The sequence below is a fragment of the Alteromonas nitratireducens genome, from assembly GCF_040812025.1.
Taxonomy (GTDB): domain Bacteria; phylum Pseudomonadota; class Gammaproteobacteria; order Enterobacterales; family Alteromonadaceae; genus Alteromonas; species Alteromonas nitratireducens.
This window is the reverse complement of the sequence record NZ_JBFNPK010000001.1, coordinates 388,071-406,813: the sequence shown is the minus strand read 5'-3', so window position 1 is coordinate 406,813 and position 18,743 is coordinate 388,071. Positions and strand designations below refer to the sequence as shown.

Genomic DNA, 18,743 nt, shown 5'->3' with positions numbered 1-18,743 from the left:
TTTGCGTCAGGTTTGGAAGCAGTTTGTATAGCCTTATCGACGATAGTCATAGCTCTTTGTTTTTCGTCATTATTCTGATTGCCGGCACGTCATCACTTGCATGGCTGCTGATGGCCACACCGTTAAGAATTTACAGAACGGCAAGCCTGCGTTTTGCGCTCACCAATCTGCTTGTTATCGCCGTCATTCTGCTCGCTGCGGCAAGGGATTATCCTTTCAGCTATCTCAGCGTGTTGTCCCTGTCGGCACTTGCCGTTGCCGTGTGTTGTTACGAACTGGCGATAAAACGGCTTTACCGAATCGACGACAGCTATATCCCATTGATGCTCCAAGGTGTGCTTGTGATCATAGCCAGTGCGCTATGGCTGCTAACTTCAATGCCAAAGTCCGCTGTACTTGCCCTGCTCTACGCGGGCTCAGCGGCGGTAATGGCGCATGCCTGCGTTATTAAGGTTCGTCGAATCACAGACGACGCACTACCCTTTGCCGGTATTGCGCTCAGCCTGCCTGATATGCTGATAACCGTGATGCTGGCAACCAAGTCTGCCGTTCTGTTCAGTCACCCGTCTGTCGCTAATAAATTCATGGCCTATGAAAGTACCAATCAGGGTGTCATCTGGACTTACATCGTGCTGGTATTAACGCTGAATGCTACTGTATTTGCCGCGTCACTGACCCGCATCCTCCTTCGGATGCGCTTTTTTGCTACTCATGATCAGCTAACCGGGCTGCCAAATCGCCGCGCCGTGAATGAGCGCCTCGAAGCGCTCTGGCAAGCCCATGAAAAAGAGAAAAAAGACTTTTGCATTCTGATGATTGACGTCGACTATTTTAAAGCGATCAATGACAATCATGGCCACAGCGCCGGCGATGCAGCGCTGCAGCACGTCGCCCGGCTGCTGGAAAGCGAAACCGGCGACAGCCGGCACTGTGGACGGTTTGGCGGTGAGGAATTTATCGTAATTCTGACCGACGTTTCAGGCCAGCGTGCCATTCGTGCCGCGAATCTGCTGTGTGAACGGTTCCGCAATACCCAAATTAACGGACTGAGCGAGCCACTTACGGTCAGTATCGGCTGCGCAACCAGTGAGGGTGCCAGCTCACTTGACCAGATGTTAACGCAGGCAGATACCGCGCTGTATCAGGCAAAAACCAGTGGCCGGGACAAAGCCCGGCTGTTTAATGATCCGGTTCATCAGTCGCTGTCGGCATTATCCTGAGCAAGGTCACCGGAAAGGCGTTTGCTCGGCTGGACGCCTAGTTCCCTGAACTGCTCAACCTGACGAACCAGGTTTCCACGACCCTGTGACAGCTTGTTCATCGCCATTTCGTAATGCTTGTTTGCACCTTCAATGGACTTGCCCACTTTTTCCAGATCAGCAACAAAACCAACAAACTTATCGTAGAGTTTGGCTGCATTGGTCGCAATTTTCTGCGCATTCTGATTCTGGTATTCATACTGCCAGATATTGTTAATTGTGCGCAGTGCAACCAGAAGGTTAGTTGGGCTGACCAGCATAATATTATTATTCAGCGCCAGATTGATAAGCTCAGGATCCTCATCAATCGCCAGCAAAAATGCAGACTCAATAGGAATAAACATCAGCACGTAATCGAGCGTACGCAATGCTTTTAATTCATGATAGTCCTTGGCGCCAAGCCCTTTTATGTGTCCTTTCAGCGAAGCAACATGCTCACTCAGATACCGTTTCTTTTCGGTCTCGTCATCACTGTTAAAGTAACGCTCATACGCGGCCAGGCTGACCTTCGAATCAATCACAACGTCTTTGTCGTCAGGCAAGTGTACAACCACATCCGGCTGCTGCAATTTGCCGTCCTCAGTTCTGACAGAGACCTGCGTTTCAAACTCATGCCCCTCGCGAAGCCCCGATTCTTTGAGGATCCGCTCAAGTACCACTTCGCCCCAGTTACCTTGTGCCTTATTGTTACCTTTAAGCGCCATTGTCAGTGCGGCCGCTTCCTCAGTAATGCGGTTATTCAGTTCTTTCAGGCTAAGGATCTCTGTTTTCAGTGACGCCCTTTCCTGACCTTCTTTAACGTAGTGATCGGTAACCTGCTTTTTGAATCCGTCAATCTGCTCTTTAAGCGGGGTAAGAATGGCATCCAGTCCTTGCTTATTCTGCTTGAGGTAATTTTCACTTTTGGCATCGAATATTTTATTGGCAAGGTTCTCAAACTGCGTTTGCAGTCGCTGCTCGGTGTTTTCGAGAAGTGCAATTTTCTCCTGCTGTTCACGCTTCATTGCTTCGAGGCTGGCGGTTTGCGATTCATGGCGGGCACGCAGCGACGACATTGACTCCTGCAGCTCACGGTATTCCTGTTGCAATGTTTTGTAATCGCTCAGTAGCGATTCATACTGACTGGCTTTTTGCGTCATACTGCCTAACTGAGACTGCAACGCAAGTTGTGATTCGTGTAACGCATTAACCGCAGATTCTTTATCATGTAACTGCAGCGTCAGACGTTCTCGCTCAGCACTGGCCTGTTGCTCCAGCACTGACGATTGCTGCTCCCATTGTTTGCGTGCACGACGTGCAGCCAGAAAATAGCCTGCACCACTACCAGCGGCAGCACACAATACCAGCAGGGAGTACATTTCTACAGGAAGATTACTTAGTAACGACATTCGAATTCCATGGAGTAAACAAAGACGGCACCTGCCCGAGGTGCCGCCTCACAATTACCGTTCGTTGTTTTTATTTTGACAGTGCCGCGTCCAGATCGGCGATTTTGGCTTTCCAGATTGCCGGGCCTGTTTCGTGCGCGTTCGCGCCAGTGCTGTCGACAGCCACAGTAACCGGCATATCTTCCACTTCAAATTCATAAATGGCTTCCATACCCAGATCTTCGAACGCAACAACACGGGCTTTCTTAATGGCTTTTGACACCAGGTAAGCCGCACCGCCAACGGCCATCAGATATACCGCCTTGTGCTTAGCAATCGATTCAACCGTTGCAGGGCCCCGCTCCGCTTTACCAATCATGCCAATCAGACCGGTTTTATCCAGCATCATGTCGGTAAACTTATCCATACGTGTTGCGGTTGTCGGGCCAGCCGGGCCAACCACCTCATCACCAACTGCGTCAACCGGGCCAACGTAGTAAATAAAGCGGTTAGTCAGATCCACGCCTTCCGGCAGACCTTCACCATTATCCAGCATGGTTTGAATACGCTTGTGTGCAGCATCCCGGCCTGTCAGCATTTTTCCGCTCAGCAATACGGTTTCACCCACTTTCCATTCCTGGATATCTTCTTTTGTTACTGTATCCAGATTTACACGTCGGGTGTTCTCGCCGACCTCCCAGGTCACTTCCGGCCACTCTTCCAGTTTCGGCGCATTTAATTCAGCCGGACCAGATCCATCCAGATAGAAATGTGCATGGCGTGTGGCCGCACAATTCGGGATCATTGCGACCGGTTTTGAGGCAGCGTGGGTAGGCAGTGATTTGATTTTTACGTCAACCACGGTTGTCAGACCGCCCAGGCCCTGTGCACCGATACCCAGTTTATTCACTGCATTGAAGATATCCAGGCGCAATTTCTCATCGGTGGTTTGTGGGCCACGCTCGATGAGTTCCTGAATATCTACCGGATCCATCAGGCTTTCTTTTGCTAATACCGCGGCTTTCTCTGCGGTACCGCCGATACCAATACCCAGCATACCTGGCGGGCACCAACCTGCCCCCATGGTTGGCAGCGTTTTCACTACCCATTCAACAATGTCGTCACTGGGGTTCAGCATGACCATTTTCGATTTGTTTTCAGAACCGCCGCCTTTGGCCGCAATCATGACTTCAATCTTGTCACCCGGCACCATATCAATGTGCACCACCGCAGGGGTATTATCCTTGGTGTTTTTACGTGCGCCAGCAGGGTCGGCCACAATCGATGCACGTAGTGGGTTGTCGCTGTTGGTGTAAGCACGACGGGTGCCTTCATCCACCATTTCCTGCACCGTCATATCGGTTTTATCCCAGGTTACTGACATACCGATTTTGACAAAGCAGGTAACAATACCGGTATCCTGGCACAACGGACGTTTGCCTTCTGCTGACATACGTGAATTAATCAGAATTTGCGCCATTGCGTCCTTTGCAGCCTGACTTTCTTCTTTCAGGTACGCCTTCTCCACCGCTTTAACGTAGTCGAGCGGATGGTAGTAAGAAATAAACTGCAGGGCATCTTCAATACTGTCTATGAAGTCTTGTTGACGGATTACGGTCATGGCATCCTCTTTTTTCTGTTAGCCAAACATGGTCTTAGCACGCTAAAAACCCGTATACTAGCGCAACTGAATCGGTCTCACCAAGTAAAACGGATGGATTCATTGTGTAGATCTGTCAGTGACAGACTGTGTCATAACTCAACTCTGCAACACCCAATGTAGGTACGAAAAAAAGCTGTATGCCTGAGATGCACGCCAACCAAGTCATTATTGAACCTGTCAGCCTCCCTGAGTCACATTGTCTGAGCGATGTTTTTGCCAGCGTCAGTCAGACCGAGATGGCGACACTGCTCGATTCAGCCGGCGGTCAGCAGGATGGCCGCTTTTCTGTCATGCTCTGGTCGCCGTTCAGAGTGATCCGTACCCGACATGGCAAAACACTGTCTTATTGTTGTGAAACCGGACATACCGAACTGCACAACTCGACGCCGTTTCAGGTAGTGGCAGACTGCCATAAGCAGTATTTCAGTGATCTGACAATTCATCCTGACAGCCGTCATCTTGCTGACAGACTGCCTTTCATTATCGGAGTTGCCGGGTTTGCCGGCTATGACATCGGGCGTTGTTACGAGACATTACCCAACCACGCAAACGATGATTATCGCTGTGCCGATCTCGCCGTCGGCTGCTTTACGCAATCACTTATTCAGGATAATCAGACGGGCCAGGTTTATCATTGCAGACTGGCTTCTTTACCGGTGCTGGACCGCAGCTTCCTGTTCTCAGGGGATGACGACAGGTCATCGGGCCAGCCTTTTACCCTCACCTCTCCCTGGCGCTCCAACCTGACAAAAGTCGCCTATGTTGATGCGCTCCATCGCATCGATGCCTATCTGAATGCCGGAGACTGCTATCAGGTAAATATGGCACAACGGTTCAGTGCCGCGTGCACTGGCGATCCCTTTGAGGCTTATCAGCGACTGCGCCAGGCGAATCAGGCCCCCTTTTCCGCGTTTATCCGGTCTGAGGAAAGCGTGATCCTGAGTATTTCTCCTGAACGCTTTTTATCGGTTGACCGCGATGGCCACGTCCAGACCAAGCCGATTAAAGGCACACGGCCTCGTGGAAACACGCCAGAGCAGGATGCCGCCATCGCTAACGAACTGCTCAGCGCGGAAAAAGATCGGGCTGAAAACCTCATGATTGTCGATCTGCTCAGAAACGATATCAGCAAACACTGTCAGCCCGGCAGTGTGACGGTTCCGGCCTTGTTTGCGCTTGAAAGCTTCCCCGCAGTACACCATATGGTGAGTACAGTGACAGGACAGCTTGGTGAGACATCAACCCCGCTCGACTTACTTGCCGGTGCATTTCCAGGCGGCTCCATTACCGGCGCCCCCAAAGTGCGGGCAATGGAAATAATTGACGAACTCGAACCCCACAGACGCAACATTTACTGTGGATCCGTTTTTTATATGGGGATGCTGGGCGATATGGACTCGAGTATTTGTATACGGACCCTGCTGATAGAAAATCAAACGATCCACTGCTGGGCGGGTGGCGGTATCGTTCTCGACTCCGATCCGCTCAGCGAATATCAGGAAACACTCGACAAAGTCGCTAAAATTCTACCCGTGCTTGATAATTCATAAACGGCTGCGCCCCATGACTAAACAAGATTTTCTTCGCCGCTTTCATCATCTCAGACAGATCACGCATGAACCCGACTATCCTCTGAAAAAGCGTGCACGTGAAGCCGCAGTGCTCATCCCTTTACTCGACCATACAACCCATCTCGAGGTCATCCTCACGCAGCGTGCCAGCCACCTTCGTTCCCATCCCGGCCAAATCAGCTTTCCCGGTGGCGCCGCCGAACCGGGCGACAAGGACTCCCTCGACACAGCACTGCGTGAGGCCAGAGAAGAAATTGGCCTGCCCCCTGAACGGGTCCAGTGCCTAGGCTCGCTACCGGATTACCGCACGATCAGTGGCTTTGTGATTAAGCCGGTCATTGGCAGCGTCACCCCCGGCTTTGATTATGTCATTGACACCAATGAGGTTGACTCGGTGTTCACGGCGCCACTGGACTTCCTGATGGATAAGCGAAACCACTTCACTTACCACTTTGAACGGCAGGGACAGCGCTTTCCTCTGTATTTTATCCAGTATAAGGACCGGCTTATCTGGGGTGCTACTGCTGCCATGCTCAGAAACCTCGCCCACCACCTTGACCTCAGTGATTTCATCAACCAAGGTCAATAGCATCACTGGTTTGCTGTACCACGAAACTTTACACTCCGGTTGGTCTTACCACGTAATTGTGAGTCTGAACCTATTGTAGTTCAGCGCAATGCATAGCAAGATCGCGCCAAATAAAAAGAACCACCGTGTTTTGTCACACCAGTAAAAAAAAGGATCTGACCCTATGATTAGCGTTTTTGATATGTTCAGCATTGGTATTGGCCCCTCGAGTTCCCACACTGTCGGGCCGATGCGCGCAGCCGCTGAATTTGCGCGCGAGCTGAATGACGATAGCGCAAGTTTTGAACGTGTCACAGAAGTGTCAGTGGAGCTGTTTGGTTCCCTCGGCCAGACTGGTAAAGGTCATGGTACCGGTAAAGCCGTTATTCTGGGGTTGCTTGGTGAAGAGCCGGAGACGGTGGATGTCGATAAAATTGAGATGATGCTGGAAGAGGTCCACACCCAGCAGAAGATACGGCTGAACGGCCTTCGTGATGTCCGCTTCCCAAACAAAAACGCGATCGTTTTTCATCGGCGTAAAACCCTGCCTAAGCACGCTAATGCCCTGACTCTTACGGCCTGGGACAAGGATGAAGCGCTTAAAACACAAACCTATTACAGTATCGGCGGTGGTTTTATTATCAAAGATGAAGACTTTGATACCACCAAGGCGAATGCGATTGCACAGCACGCCAAAGTGCCATTTCCATTTAAGACAGCCGCCGAGTTAATTGACACCTGTAAAGCTAATGGCCTGAGCATTAGTTCGCTGATGCTGAAAAATGAATCGGTACACCGCCCTGCGCACGAAGTCAAAGACAAGCTGCATGAGATCTGGCAGGTCATGAAATCCTGTATCCAGCGCGGTATCGAAAGCGAGGGGATTTTGCCGGGCGGACTGAAGGTTGTGCGTCGTGCACCTGCCCTGTACCGTCGCTTACAGACAGAACATTCTAATGATCCGATGCAAACCATGGACTGGGTCAACCTGTTTGCCCTTGCGGTAAACGAAGAGAATGCAGCGGGTGGCCGGGTTGTCACCGCCCCAACAAATGGTGCGGCCGGTATCATTCCTGCCGTCCTGCAGTATGTTGACAAGTTTATCCGTCCCGTTGACGCTGAAACTGCGTCTCGCTTCCTGCTTACCGCCGGTGCAATTGGCATTCTTTATAAGGAAAACGCGTCAATTTCCGGTGCTGAGGTGGGTTGTCAGGGCGAAGTTGGCGTCGCCTGTTCAATGGCGGCCGGCGCACTGGCAGAGATCATGGGCGGCACGGTGTTGGCGGTAGAGAACGCTGCTGAAATCGGGATGGAGCATAACCTTGGCCTCACCTGCGACCCGGTTGGCGGACTGGTTCAGGTCCCGTGCATTGAGCGCAATGCCATGGGCGCCATTAAAGCTATCAATGCATCGCGTCTGGCGCTGCGTGGCACTGGCGAACACAAAGTATCGCTCGACAAGGTGATTAAAACCATGCGCGACACCGGCAATGACATGAAGACCAAATACAAAGAAACCGCCAGAGGCGGTCTCGCGGTCAATATTATTGAATGCTAACCGTCAGCGGCCCTGCTATTTTACCGGCAGGGTCACGCCCTTGAACATTTTTTCCACTTCATCATTGTTTTTAAGCATCATGGCTTTTTCTACGTTCTCGCGGGTCAGATGCGGCGCAAAGCGCTCGATAAAGTCATACATGTAACTGCGTAGAAATGATCCCTTGCGGAAACCTATTTTCGTCGTGCTGTAGTCAAACAGATGACTGGCATCGATTTTAACCAGGTCGTTGTCTATCTCGTCACTTACTGCCATTGAGGCAATAACCCCAATTCCAACGCCCAATCTGACGTAGGTTTTTATGACATCGGCATCGGTCGCAGTAAACACAATCTTAGGGGTAAGTCCGGCCCGCTCAAACGCCTGATCCAGTTCAGAGCGTCCGGTAAAACCAAACACGTAGGTTACCAGCGGATACTTTGCAATATCACTGATATCAATGGAGTCTTTCTTTGCCAGAGGGTGTGCTTTATTGACGATAACACTGCGATTCCAGTGATAACACGGCAGCATGACTAAATCGTTGTACAGGTGCAGTGCCTCGGTAGCAATCGCGAAATCTGCTTCCCCTTTTGCCGCGAGGTCACTGATTTGCGAAGGGGTTCCCTGGTGCATATGCAACGACACTTTGGGGTATTTGTTCATAAAACCCTGAATAACCCCTGGCAAGGCATAACGCGCCTGCGTATGAGTCGTTGCAATGTTGAGTTTCCCCTGATCAGGCAGGGTATGTTCACGCGAGACGGCCTTAATACTTTCCACTTTGGCCAGGATCTCGCGGGCAATATTAATCACATCACGACCGGCATCTGTAACGTGCGTTAAGTGCTTACCACTGCGACCAAATATCTGCACCCCCAACTCATCTTCCAGCATTCTCACCTGTTTACTGATTCCAGGCTGTGACGTGTAAAGACTTTCTGCGGTTGCCGACACATTGAGGTTGTTATTAACGACTTCAACAATGTATCGTAGTTGCTGTAATTTCATGGGGTGACCGCCTCATTACCAGAAAGACTTAATAATAGCATTGTTATAACCAAATCTTTTTAAGAATACCATAGGTCATTGACACTGACCTGCCCGTGGTCAAGAATCACAAAAGATCTATGGTATCGGTCTGATAGTAGCATAACCATTGCGCAGGTAACGAGACACAATGAGCACAGATAAGCCATCCCACAATCAAATAGACTTTTCGTCTGTCCTGGCTGCGGCTGTGCATGATATGAAAAACTCGTTATTTCTGCTTATCCAGTCCATAGAAAACCTTGCGTCATCGCTGCCGGCAGACAATCTTGCGGCACGCGAACAGGTCGCCAGTGTGCATTACGAAGCGTCTCGCCTGAATACCAACCTGGTCCAGATCCTGTCGCTTTACCGGGCAGAACTTGAACGATTACCCATTACCGTAGACGAATGTTTTATTTTTGATTTAATCAATGATGTGATTGATTCCAACCGACTGTATATGGAACAAAAAAACATCGATGTGGAAATTGCGATAGACGAAGGGTTAAGCTGGTATCTGGACAGCGAACTGGTTTATCTGTTGATCAACGATGTCGTGGTCAATGCACTCAAATATGGTACCTCAAAACTGAAATTGTCTGCGGCTGTCAACGACGATTACCTGTCTGTTCGGATAGAAGATGACGGACGGGGCTATCCTGCCGACATGCTGGAAAAAAGTTATGAGGATGTCCATGAGTTTCAGTTAAGTCAGGGCCGCACCGGCCTGGGTTTATTCTTCGCTAAGCTCATTGCCGCAGCGCATTCACAGGGTGAACGACGCGGTGAAATCAGGCTATCAAACGGTGGTAGCCTTGGCGGCAGTGTATTTGAAGTAAAATTACCGTAAACTTGGCCGACAACAATAGATAGAGTCTCGATTTGTATGCTGCTCTGGCGCATGCGGGTAATCAGATAGGAAACCTAAATCACGATGTTCACGATAATAATAATACTCATTGTGCTGCTGGTGGTTGCAGCCATCTTTATTAACGCCTATCAGCAGCACCGCGCTAAGCTTGAGGCTGAACGCCGTGCTGAGATTGCAAAGCAAAAAGCCATTGTTGATGAAACCGAAAATGTGCTTATGGCCTGCGCCAATATGCCGGTGTCGCAACGACTGATGGCGATTCTGCAGCAACGTGTGCTGAATGCACTGAAAGTCATCAACGACCTGACGAGTTCAGCCGAAATCAAACAACGGATAAAATCTGCCGAGCAAAACCCGACACCGGATGATGTCACCAGTACTGCCAGTATTGCTGAATTCGCCCTGCCCGACAGTGACAAGCTCATCATTCAGTATATTCAGGCAGTGAAGAAACTGCGGGTATTACTGCGCTCTGAACACAGCAAAAACAAAATTGACACCAGATCTTTCATTGAGGAAGACCGCCACCTGGAACGCCTGCAGATTAAGGTAAATGTTGAAACACTGATTAAACGCGGTCGTTCTGCGCTTAATTCGGGCATGCTGGGCTCGGCTCGTCAGTACTTTGAAAAAGCCGTAACGGCACTCGAAAACCAGGCCAATCCTGATGAGTATTCGATGTCCAGATTATCCACCATTAAAGACTGGCTGGCAGAAATTCAGGATAACCTGAAAAACGTCAACGCGCAGGACCGGGCGAAGAAAAAAGAAGAAGAACGCGACGAGCTCGATGAGTTGTTTGCTCCCAAGAAAAAGTGGTAGTGATGGGGGTCACTGACATGTCGCTGCAGCCCCCCTGGTTGTAGGGATTCAGGCAGGTTGATGGCTGAAGGTATCAAGGCACTGCCCCCACAGCGTTTGTGCCGCCACCGAGAGTCCACGCCGTGCACCGCGAATTAATCCCACCTGTTTTTGCAGTGCCCCATCGTTGAATGGCAGGCAGATAAGGCCTTTTGCCGCCATCTGTCCCTCACACAGCGCAGGAACAACACTTATCCCCAGCCCCTGGGCGACGAGCTGACCAACTGAGCCAAGTTGTCCGGTTTCGGCAACAACTGATAACACACCGTGCTGCGCAGCCCGCTGCTCTGTCCAGTTACGCACCGCTGATCCACGATTCATCAGAATAAACGGGTATGTCAGGCACTGTGCCCAGCTGACAGTGGCCGACGACGCCAGCGGATGGTCCGGACTGGCGATCGCAATAAATTTATCTTCGAATAAAGGCACAAACTCAAGCCCGTCTGCAATTTCAGGCTCGAAGGTAAAGCCTATTTCTGCCCTGCCTGACTGCACACTTTCAATCACGGACTCCATCACGACATCAAGGATGCGAAGACGAATATCTGGAAATTGCTGGTGGTAGCGACTCAGAATGCCGGGCAACAGCGAGTCTGCAAATGACGGCATCGCGGCAACCGTCAGTTTTCCCTGCCTCATCGAAAACACATGTTGCATATCATCGAACGTTTCGTCCCAGTCGTTTATCAGACGCTTTGCCGCGGGCAATAACATTTCACCCTCTGGGGTCAGCTGGACACGCCGGGTGCTGCGACTGAACAACCGCCCGCCAAGCTGCTCTTCCATTTTCTTGATCGCTGACGATAGTGCTGGTTGTGTGATGTGCAGCTTTTCAGCCGCCTCTGCAAACGTGGCAGATTCAGCAACACGTAAAAATGCCAGCATATTCCGATAAGAGATAGCCATAACGATTATTCAATTTAATTTATTAATACTGTTACAAAATTAATTTTACAAAAAATACACCTTCACAGATACTTTTTCTGTTAACAAAAACAATACAGGAGTCAACTATGTCTGGTTTCGATAAAGTCGTAACCCGCTATGAAGACGCAATGGCTGGTCTTAAAGACGGCATGACCGTCATTGCCGGCGGTTTCGGCTTATGTGGTATTCCGGAAGGCCTGATTGCACAAATCAAAACAATGGGCGTCAAAGGGCTGACCGTGGTATCGAATAACTGTGGCGTCGACGGATTTGGTCTGGGGATCCTGCTTGAGGACAAGCAGATCAGCAAAATGATTTCATCTTATGTGGGCGAAAATGCGTTGTTCGAAAAGCAGCTACTGGCTGGTGAACTGGATGTAGAGCTCACTCCACAGGGCACGCTGGCAGAAAAAATGCGTGCAGGTGGTGCTGGTATTCCGGCTTTTTATACCGCAACGGGCTACGGCACACCGGTGGGTGAAGGCAAAGACGTGCGTTACTTCAACGGTCGCCCTTACATCCTTGAAGAAGCCATTACCGGTGATTTTGCTATCGTCAAAGCCTGGAAAGCTGACCGATACGGTAACTGCATCTATCGCCACACCGCACAGAACTTTAACCCTATGGCAGCAACGGCCGGCAAAATTACGGTTGTAGAAGTTGAAGAAATTGTCGAGCCAGGCGAACTCGCTCCGTCAGAAATCCACACGCCGGGTATTTATGTCGATCGTGTTATTCAGGGCACGTTTGAAAAACGTATTGAAAGAAAAGTGACACAGGAGGCGCGTTAAGATGGCACTCACACGTGAACAAATTGCAATGCGCGTCGCGCAGGAATTCCAGGACGGCAACTATGTAAACCTGGGCATTGGTATTCCCACTCTTGCGGCTAATTATGTACCAGACGGTATTGAGGTAATGCTGCAGTCGGAAAACGGTCTGCTGGGTATGGGTCGCTACCCGACAGAAGACGAAGTCGATGCGGACATGATCAACGCTGGTAAAGAGACGGTGACTGCACAGACCGGTGCATCAATTTTCAGCTCGGCAGAAAGCTTTGCCATGATCCGCGGTGGTCACGTCGACTTTACCGTGCTCGGTGCATTTGAAGTGGATGTGAACGGTAACATTGCGTCCTGGATGATCCCCGGTAAGCTGGTTAAAGGCATGGGCGGCGCAATGGATTTGGTCGCTGGTGCGAAAAATATCATTGTGACCATGACGCACGCCGACAAGTACGGTAATTCGAAGCTGCTACAGTCATGCACTCTGCCGCTGACCGGGGTGAACTGCATCACCCGCATCATTACTGATCTGGCCGTACTGGAAGTAAAAGACGGCGCATTCCACCTTAAAGAACGCGCCCCTGGCGTTACGGTTGACGAAATCCGGGAAAAAACCGCCGGCAAACTGGTCTCTGACGGTGACATTCCTGAGATGACGTTCGCCTGACCTCTCTATAGCAGGGTTAGGCAGCCCACCCGCGTATGCAGCGGGCTGCTTAACCTCGCTTCAGCTTTAACTTCCCCTCTCTTTCATAGATAATAGCGCGGCATTTTTCGTGAGGGCTTGTTTTGCGCATATCTGAATTACCGGTAAACCACACCATTGTTAAACGACTGGAACTCAAAGGTTTCAGTGAACTGACTGAAATTCAGGAAAAAACCATTTTGCCTGCATTACAGGGCAAGGACATTATTGCGTCATCAAAAACCGGATCCGGTAAAACCCTCGCCTTTCTTATCCCTGCGCTACACCGCCTGTTACAGAACAAGCCGCTGAGCAAGCAGGATCCGCGCGCAGTTATTCTTGCGCCAACACGTGAGCTTGCGAAACAGGTCTATCTTGAGACCCGCAGTCTTACCAATAAACTGCCCATTCAGACCACGCTGGTCGTGGGTGGCGAAAACTATAATGATCAGGCCAAACAGCTGCGGCGTAACCCGCATATTATCGTTGGCACGCCCGGACGCATTGCCGATCACCTCAAAGACCGTTCATTTTTTCTCAACGGACTCGAGCTCCTGATTATTGACGAAGCAGACCGGATGATGGATCTCGGCTTTGCCGGCGCTCTGACCGACATCAATAAAGCGGCAGACCACCGGAAACGTCAGACCATGCTGTTCTCCGCAACCCTCGATAATATTGAGCTTAATAACATGACAAAGCGCCTGACACAGGCTGCGGTCAGAGTGGCGGTCGGTGAATCAACGGAGGTACACACGGATATTACCCAGCACTGCTATTATGCCGACCATGTAGAACATAAAGACGCGCTGCTGTCTTCATTGCTTTCGGACACTGACTACAACCAGGCGGTGGTGTTTGTGGCCACTCGGGAAGATACCATTCGACTTGCCCGGCAACTGAATGCTACCGGGATGGATGCGATTGCGCTTCACGGCGAATTACTGCAGCCTCAGCGGGCGGCCATCATGAGTGCATTCGGTCGCGGTCAGCACACGGTGCTGGTGACTACCGATGTGGCGTCCCGCGGTTTAGATCTGGTAAAAGTCGGGCTGGTGATTAATTTCGATCTACCGAAAAACCCCGATGAGTATATTCATCGGATTGGCCGAACGGGCCGTGCTGGTCGTCAGGGCACCGCCATTTCACTGGTGGGGCCGCGTGACTGGCAGGCATTCATTGCCCTGACCGGACACCTGCACTACCCGCTTGCCTGTGAGGTACACCCTACGTTGCCTGCAGCGTTTACCGGTTTCCAGCCGAAAAAGAAAAAGGCCGTAGCGAAAAAGAAACGCACATCAGACAAAACAGTAAAAAAAGACACCGCGAAACCGAAGACAGTCAGACTGAATACCATGGAAGGAAAAGACGCGGGGATGATGCCGGTCAGGCGTAAACCACGGACTAATGCCGAAAACGACGAAGGCTGACACCAGGCCAGCCTTCGTGATGATGTTTGTGTCGGTAAGCCAGCGGCTATCGACATAAAGCGGCAGCGCTTAGTATTCCCACCAACACGCCTGCCACCACTCCAGAAATTCTTCAAAGTCAATGAAACCATCATTGTTGCTGTCGATTAACCGGAACCCTTCTTCCACATGGCTTGCCTTTGTTTTAGGCGAGATCACGGTAAGCAGTTCTATGAATTCCGGTAAATCAATCTGGCCGTTTCCGTCCTTGTCAAAGAACGAAAAGTTGCTTTGTATTTCTTGGATTTCAGATTCTGACAATTGGGCGTTCACACGCGATTCCTTCATCTTTTACAACTCGAAATTGAGTGTAACGCCCATGCTCAAGCCTGTCTACGCTTGTTTTTCCTTAGCTTGCAGCGCCCGCTCACGCTGGAGTCGGGCCTTTTCCTGACGTTTCGCTTCCATCACCGCACGGGCCTCAGCACCAACGTGCTCTTCCGCACGCTGTTTCGCCAGTTGCACCTGCTTTTCACGCTCACGGAAGCGCGCAATTTGTTCCTCGGTATGCGTACCAAAGCAATGCGGACAACTTACACCCGCTTCATATTTGTCGCTTTGCTTGTCTTCTTCGGTGATCGGAAGACGACACGCGTAACACTGGTCATAGATACTTTTTTCAAGGTCGTGATTAACTGCAACCCGATTGTCAAAAACAAAGCAGTCGCCTTCCCACAGAGACTCTTCTTTAGGCACATCTTCGAGGTACTGCAGAATGCCTCCCTCGAGGTGGTAGACCTCCTCAAAGCCCTGCTCTTTCAGATACGCGGTGGACTTTTCACAGCGGATCCCGCCGGTACAAAACATCGCAACTTTTTTGTGCTTTTCAGGATCCAGCGTATTTTTCACATACTCAGGAAACTCACGGAATGTCTCTGTCTTCGGATTTACCGCGTGTTTAAACGTACCAATCTGAATTTCGTAATCGTTACGGGTATCAATGACCATGACCTCAGGATCGCTGATGAGCGCGTTCCAGTCTTTGGGCTTAACATAGGTACCTACCGTTCTGCGGGGATCAATACCTTCTACACCCAGAGTAACAATTTCTTTTTTCAGTTTTACCTTGGTCCGGTAAAACGGCTGGGTTTCATGAAGTGATTCTTTATAAGAAATGGGATTAATCCGCTCATCCTGATTCAGATAAGCAAGTAAGGTATCAATGCCTTCACGGCTGCCGGAAACGGTACCGTTAATGCCTTCTTTCGCGAGCAGCAGAGTACCTTTGATACCGTTTTCTTCCATGGTCTGAAGTAGTGGCTGACGCATGGCTTCATAATTTTCGAGCGCAACAAACTTATACATTGCGCAAACAACGTACTGGGTCATAGTCTTTTTTCACCTTTGCTGATTGGAACGTAAAACCAGTGCAAAATGCGGCGAGGACTATACCAAACCCACAAACAATTATCTACTCAGGCCGCCTCGAACGCGCGCGCCTGCTCGATAACTTCCTCCAACAACGTATTATCCTCCTCCAACACTGGCATTGCCTGCTGCAGTCGCTGACGGGTGGCCAGGCTACAATTCGCCAATACGTCATCAGGAATACGTTTATGGTCATTGTACATACTAAGAGGCTCGGGGCAGCAGGTCTCGAGTAACAGCACATCCCTGCTGTGGCGGGAGTTCAACAGGGATGACTTTTGATGCGAGGCCCGGAACGAGCTGTCTGACGCCTTTAAGGGTGGGCGTCGGTAAGTATTCAGCCGCTCAGGAAAGCGGTCGTCAGTAACGCGGGCTTCAGCAACCGGCGTGATAGAGGGTCTGCCAACATTGGCACCATACTGAAGTGACAGGTACAATGAAAACAACGCGCCGTTACCGGCGGCGTCAGCAAATTTCCCCTGCCACTCCAGCCGTGACGGGAAATCCAGTTGTTCTGCCTGTATCGCCATCGTATTTATGCCTCACCTGTCATAGTGTTACTATCGTTTGGCCCGCCAATTTCTTTAGAGTTTCTTGCTTGTGTGACCATTTTCATGAATCATGAGGCGGTATTAGATGCACGGGATGTTCGTCACTTTCATGAAGTTTTCTGATAAGCACGTATTAATCATTGAAGATCAGAGACCCTTTCTGCTGCTGTTGCGTGGCCTGCTCAATTCGATGGGTGCCGGAAACGTAATGACAACCTCGTCTGCCGAAAAAGCGTTGTCGTTGTGCAGAAAACAAAAATACGACGTCATTGTCTGTGACCTGCATCTTGGCAGTGACCGGAAAAACGGATTTGAGCTGATAGAAGAACTTCGCGCCCGCAAACTGATTAAACCCTCTACGGTGTTTCTGATTATCAGCGCCGATAGCGCACGTCCTGTTGTTCTTGGTTCTATTGAGCGTCGTCCGGATGACTACCTGATTAAACCATTTTCTCAGGCTCAGCTTAAAAGTCGTTTGCATCGCGCCTGGCAAAAACGCCAGTTTTTACAGCCAGTATACGCCGCTGTGTTTGACGAAGACTGGGCAACCGCCATCACTGAGTGTGAACGACTCAAATCAACCGATTCACCATATCGCCGGTCATGTGAGCAGTTGCTGGTAGAACTCTACTGGCAGGTTTCTAAGCCTGAAAAAGCTATGGAAGTGCTGGCGGATTATGAGCGCGGTACGCCTGTCATGTGGGCACAGATCGCGCTAGGCAAAACCTATCTGCAGCTTGGTAACCCACAAAGAGCAGAAGAGCTGGCCCAGGAAGTGATTAGCAGAAACCGCTTTAATGCCGACGCCTACGATATTCTCGCGCAAAGTGCCAACCGCCTGTCTGACGGTGAAAGCGCGATAGCGGCAATTCAGCAGGCCATCAAGCTGTCTCCTTATTCCATTCCACGCCACTTCAGTGCCTGCCGGATAGCGCGGGACAATGACGATTACCGCCTGGCGTCAACCTCCAGTCAGGCTATATGGGATTTATCCAAGCGAACGGTTCACCATAATCCGGCTTACTGGTGCGGTTACGTAAGAAGTCTGCTGGACGTGGCGGAATACACCGATGAAAAAAGCACGCGCAACCGCTATCAACAGGAAGCCCTGCTGGTTACGCAACGGGGTAAAACCGATCCCTATCTCATGCGCAGTGAAAGCGACTTTGATGTGAGTATTTTCGAAAGTATTGTGACTGCTCGCGTTAATGCCATCGACGGTAAAATGATTGATGCGAAACGACACCTTGCAACATCCCAGGTTGCGATTGAGAAAAAATACGACGAGCCGCCACTGACTCTCATCCCGGACAGCATGAAAGTTATGCTGGATATCGGCGAGTTTGATGATGCCATGAAATATCAGAGTATTTTAAAGCGGAACCAGGCAGAACTGGATGCGAATAGCATTTACCTGATGGAACGGGAAGCACGAAAGTCAGCGCAAAAGCAGTCTGCGTACCAGAAGTTTAATAAAAAAGGCATGCAGTTTTTTCAGGAAGGAAAATATCAGCAAGCGCGGGAAGCCTTTAGTCAGGCGTTAAGCTTTGCCCCGGTAAATACCGGCGTGGCGTTAAACCTGCTGCAATGTCTGCTTAAACTGCTGGGGCAGAACGACAAACCCGAACCCACGCTGGTCCAGGAATGCCGGCGACTTAACAAGTTGTTTGACGATGTACCGTTACGTCGCCAGCATCAGACAAAATATGACGAAATAAAGGACGCACTTTACCGCTATATTCGCTAACGTTGTGTGTGTTTGCCGCACTCAGGGTTGGCGATATTGGCCAAATTATTGCGCACCTCACTTATCCGACAGTCGTATCAAGGCAAAAGAAAAACCTATCCTTTTGAATAATAAAGATAAATTATAGTGGTGCGTTTCATGCTTAAGTCGATGTACCGTGACGTCTTGTGTCACCATTACCAGTGGAGAAGAAAATATGGATGAGAGTATGGTTTTTGTTCTGGTCATTCTTTTTGCATTTGTTCTGCCCATTGTTTTTGTTGGAATATGGACCAGCCACAAAAAAGACATGGCAAAAATGAACACCGAGCTAAACGAAAAAGAACGCCAGAATATCAAAAATGAATTTGAGGCCGTCAAATCCCGCCTTGAAGTACTTGAGGCTATAGTGACCGACAAAAAATATCAGCTGAACGAAGAAATAGAAAAACTCAGAGACACGGACAACCGCCTGAATTAAAAAAACGCCTGCGATGTCAGGC

Annotated in this window: 18 protein-coding genes; 11 read left to right on the top strand and 7 right to left on the bottom strand. The window is 50.1% G+C overall.

Annotated elements, in window-relative coordinates:
• Positions 1-23 precede the first annotated feature (23 nt).
• Entirely contained in the window at positions 24-1,220 is a 1,197-nt protein-coding gene (locus tag AB1N33_RS01810; protein ID WP_411269814.1) for a GGDEF domain-containing protein, read from the top strand.
• Here AB1N33_RS01810 and rmuC read toward each other — a convergent pair.
• Both rmuC and AB1N33_RS01800 read right to left on the bottom strand, forming a co-directional pair.
• A complete protein-coding gene (gene rmuC, locus AB1N33_RS01805; protein ID WP_411269813.1) occupies positions 1,196-2,647 on the bottom strand; it encodes a DNA recombination protein RmuC in 1,452 nt (483 codons plus the stop codon). The genes AB1N33_RS01810 and rmuC overlap by 25 nt on opposite strands.
• Before the next feature lie 70 nt (positions 2,648-2,717).
• Positions 2,718-4,247, bottom strand: a complete 1,530-nt coding sequence (locus tag AB1N33_RS01800) for a fumarate hydratase (protein ID WP_411269812.1) — start codon at positions 4,245-4,247, stop codon at positions 2,718-2,720.
• Positions 4,248-4,426: 179 nt separating this feature from the next.
• Here AB1N33_RS01800 and pabB point away from each other — a divergent pair, with 179 nt between their 5' ends.
• The 3 genes from pabB (at position 4,427) to AB1N33_RS01785 (ending at position 7,986) form a co-directional block, all read left to right on the top strand.
• On the top strand, positions 4,427-5,839 hold the full coding sequence (pabB, locus tag AB1N33_RS01795; RefSeq protein ID WP_411269811.1) for an aminodeoxychorismate synthase component I: 1,413 nt from the start codon (positions 4,427-4,429) through the stop codon (positions 5,837-5,839).
• A gap of 13 nt (positions 5,840-5,852) precedes the next feature.
• Positions 5,853-6,449 carry a CoA pyrophosphatase gene (locus tag AB1N33_RS01790; RefSeq protein WP_411269810.1) on the top strand — a complete coding sequence of 199 codons (597 nt, stop codon included), beginning with the start codon at positions 5,853-5,855 and terminating at the stop codon, positions 6,447-6,449.
• 163 nt (positions 6,450-6,612) lie between these two features.
• Positions 6,613-7,986, top strand: a complete 1,374-nt coding sequence (locus AB1N33_RS01785) for an L-serine ammonia-lyase (protein WP_411269809.1) — start codon at positions 6,613-6,615, stop codon at positions 7,984-7,986.
• Positions 7,987-8,001: 15 nt separating this feature from the next.
• Here the strand turns inward: AB1N33_RS01785 and cysB are convergent, their stop codons facing one another.
• Positions 8,002-8,976, bottom strand: a complete 975-nt coding sequence (cysB, locus tag AB1N33_RS01780; RefSeq protein ID WP_411269808.1) for an HTH-type transcriptional regulator CysB — start codon at positions 8,974-8,976, stop codon at positions 8,002-8,004.
• A gap of 169 nt (positions 8,977-9,145) precedes the next feature.
• Here cysB and AB1N33_RS01775 point away from each other — a divergent pair, with 169 nt between their 5' ends.
• Entirely contained in the window at positions 9,146-9,847 is a 702-nt protein-coding gene (locus AB1N33_RS01775) for a sensor histidine kinase (RefSeq protein ID WP_411269807.1), read from the top strand.
• Between the two features lie 84 nt (positions 9,848-9,931).
• Positions 9,932-10,690, top strand: coding sequence for a hypothetical protein (locus AB1N33_RS01770; protein WP_411269806.1), 759 nt, complete (start codon positions 9,932-9,934; stop codon positions 10,688-10,690).
• Positions 10,691-10,738: 48 nt separating this feature from the next.
• On the opposite strand, the gene AB1N33_RS01765 is transcribed toward AB1N33_RS01770, so the two are convergent.
• A complete protein-coding gene (locus AB1N33_RS01765) occupies positions 10,739-11,635 on the bottom strand; it encodes a LysR family transcriptional regulator (protein WP_411269805.1) in 897 nt (298 codons plus the stop codon).
• A gap of 107 nt (positions 11,636-11,742) precedes the next feature.
• Here AB1N33_RS01765 and AB1N33_RS01760 point away from each other — a divergent pair, with 107 nt between their 5' ends.
• From AB1N33_RS01760 to AB1N33_RS01750, 3 genes are all read left to right on the top strand, one after another.
• A complete protein-coding gene (locus tag AB1N33_RS01760) occupies positions 11,743-12,447 on the top strand; it encodes a CoA transferase subunit A (RefSeq protein ID WP_411269804.1) in 705 nt (234 codons plus the stop codon).
• A 1-nt stretch (position 12,448) separates the two neighbouring features.
• The gene (locus AB1N33_RS01755; RefSeq protein ID WP_411269803.1) at positions 12,449-13,108 is read left to right on the top strand and encodes a CoA transferase subunit B; all 660 of its coding nucleotides are present in this window, start codon (positions 12,449-12,451) and stop codon (positions 13,106-13,108) included.
• A 122-nt stretch (positions 13,109-13,230) separates the two neighbouring features.
• Positions 13,231-14,556 carry a DEAD/DEAH box helicase gene (locus AB1N33_RS01750; RefSeq protein ID WP_411269802.1) on the top strand — a complete coding sequence of 442 codons (1,326 nt, stop codon included), beginning with the start codon at positions 13,231-13,233 and terminating at the stop codon, positions 14,554-14,556.
• 69 nt (positions 14,557-14,625) lie between these two features.
• On the opposite strand, the gene AB1N33_RS01745 is transcribed toward AB1N33_RS01750, so the two are convergent.
• The 3 genes from AB1N33_RS01745 to AB1N33_RS01735 form a co-directional block, all read right to left on the bottom strand.
• Positions 14,626-14,868: an EF-hand domain-containing protein gene (locus AB1N33_RS01745; protein WP_411269801.1), complete on the bottom strand. Its 243-nt coding sequence runs from the start codon at positions 14,866-14,868 to the stop codon at positions 14,626-14,628.
• 60 nt (positions 14,869-14,928) lie between these two features.
• The gene (trhO, locus tag AB1N33_RS01740; protein WP_411269800.1) at positions 14,929-15,924 is read right to left on the bottom strand and encodes an oxygen-dependent tRNA uridine(34) hydroxylase TrhO; all 996 of its coding nucleotides are present in this window, start codon (positions 15,922-15,924) and stop codon (positions 14,929-14,931) included.
• Positions 15,925-16,010: 86 nt separating this feature from the next.
• Positions 16,011-16,493: a VC2046/SO_2500 family protein gene (locus tag AB1N33_RS01735; protein ID WP_411269799.1), complete on the bottom strand. Its 483-nt coding sequence runs from the start codon at positions 16,491-16,493 to the stop codon at positions 16,011-16,013.
• Positions 16,494-16,623: 130 nt separating this feature from the next.
• Between AB1N33_RS01735 and AB1N33_RS01730 the strand changes: the two genes are divergently transcribed.
• Positions 16,624-18,261, top strand: coding sequence for a response regulator (locus AB1N33_RS01730; RefSeq protein ID WP_411269798.1), 1,638 nt, complete (start codon positions 16,624-16,626; stop codon positions 18,259-18,261).
• Positions 18,262-18,457: 196 nt separating this feature from the next.
• Positions 18,458-18,721 carry a DUF2746 domain-containing protein gene (locus AB1N33_RS01725; protein WP_411269797.1) on the top strand — a complete coding sequence of 88 codons (264 nt, stop codon included), beginning with the start codon at positions 18,458-18,460 and terminating at the stop codon, positions 18,719-18,721.
• Positions 18,722-18,743: the final 22 nt, after the last annotated feature.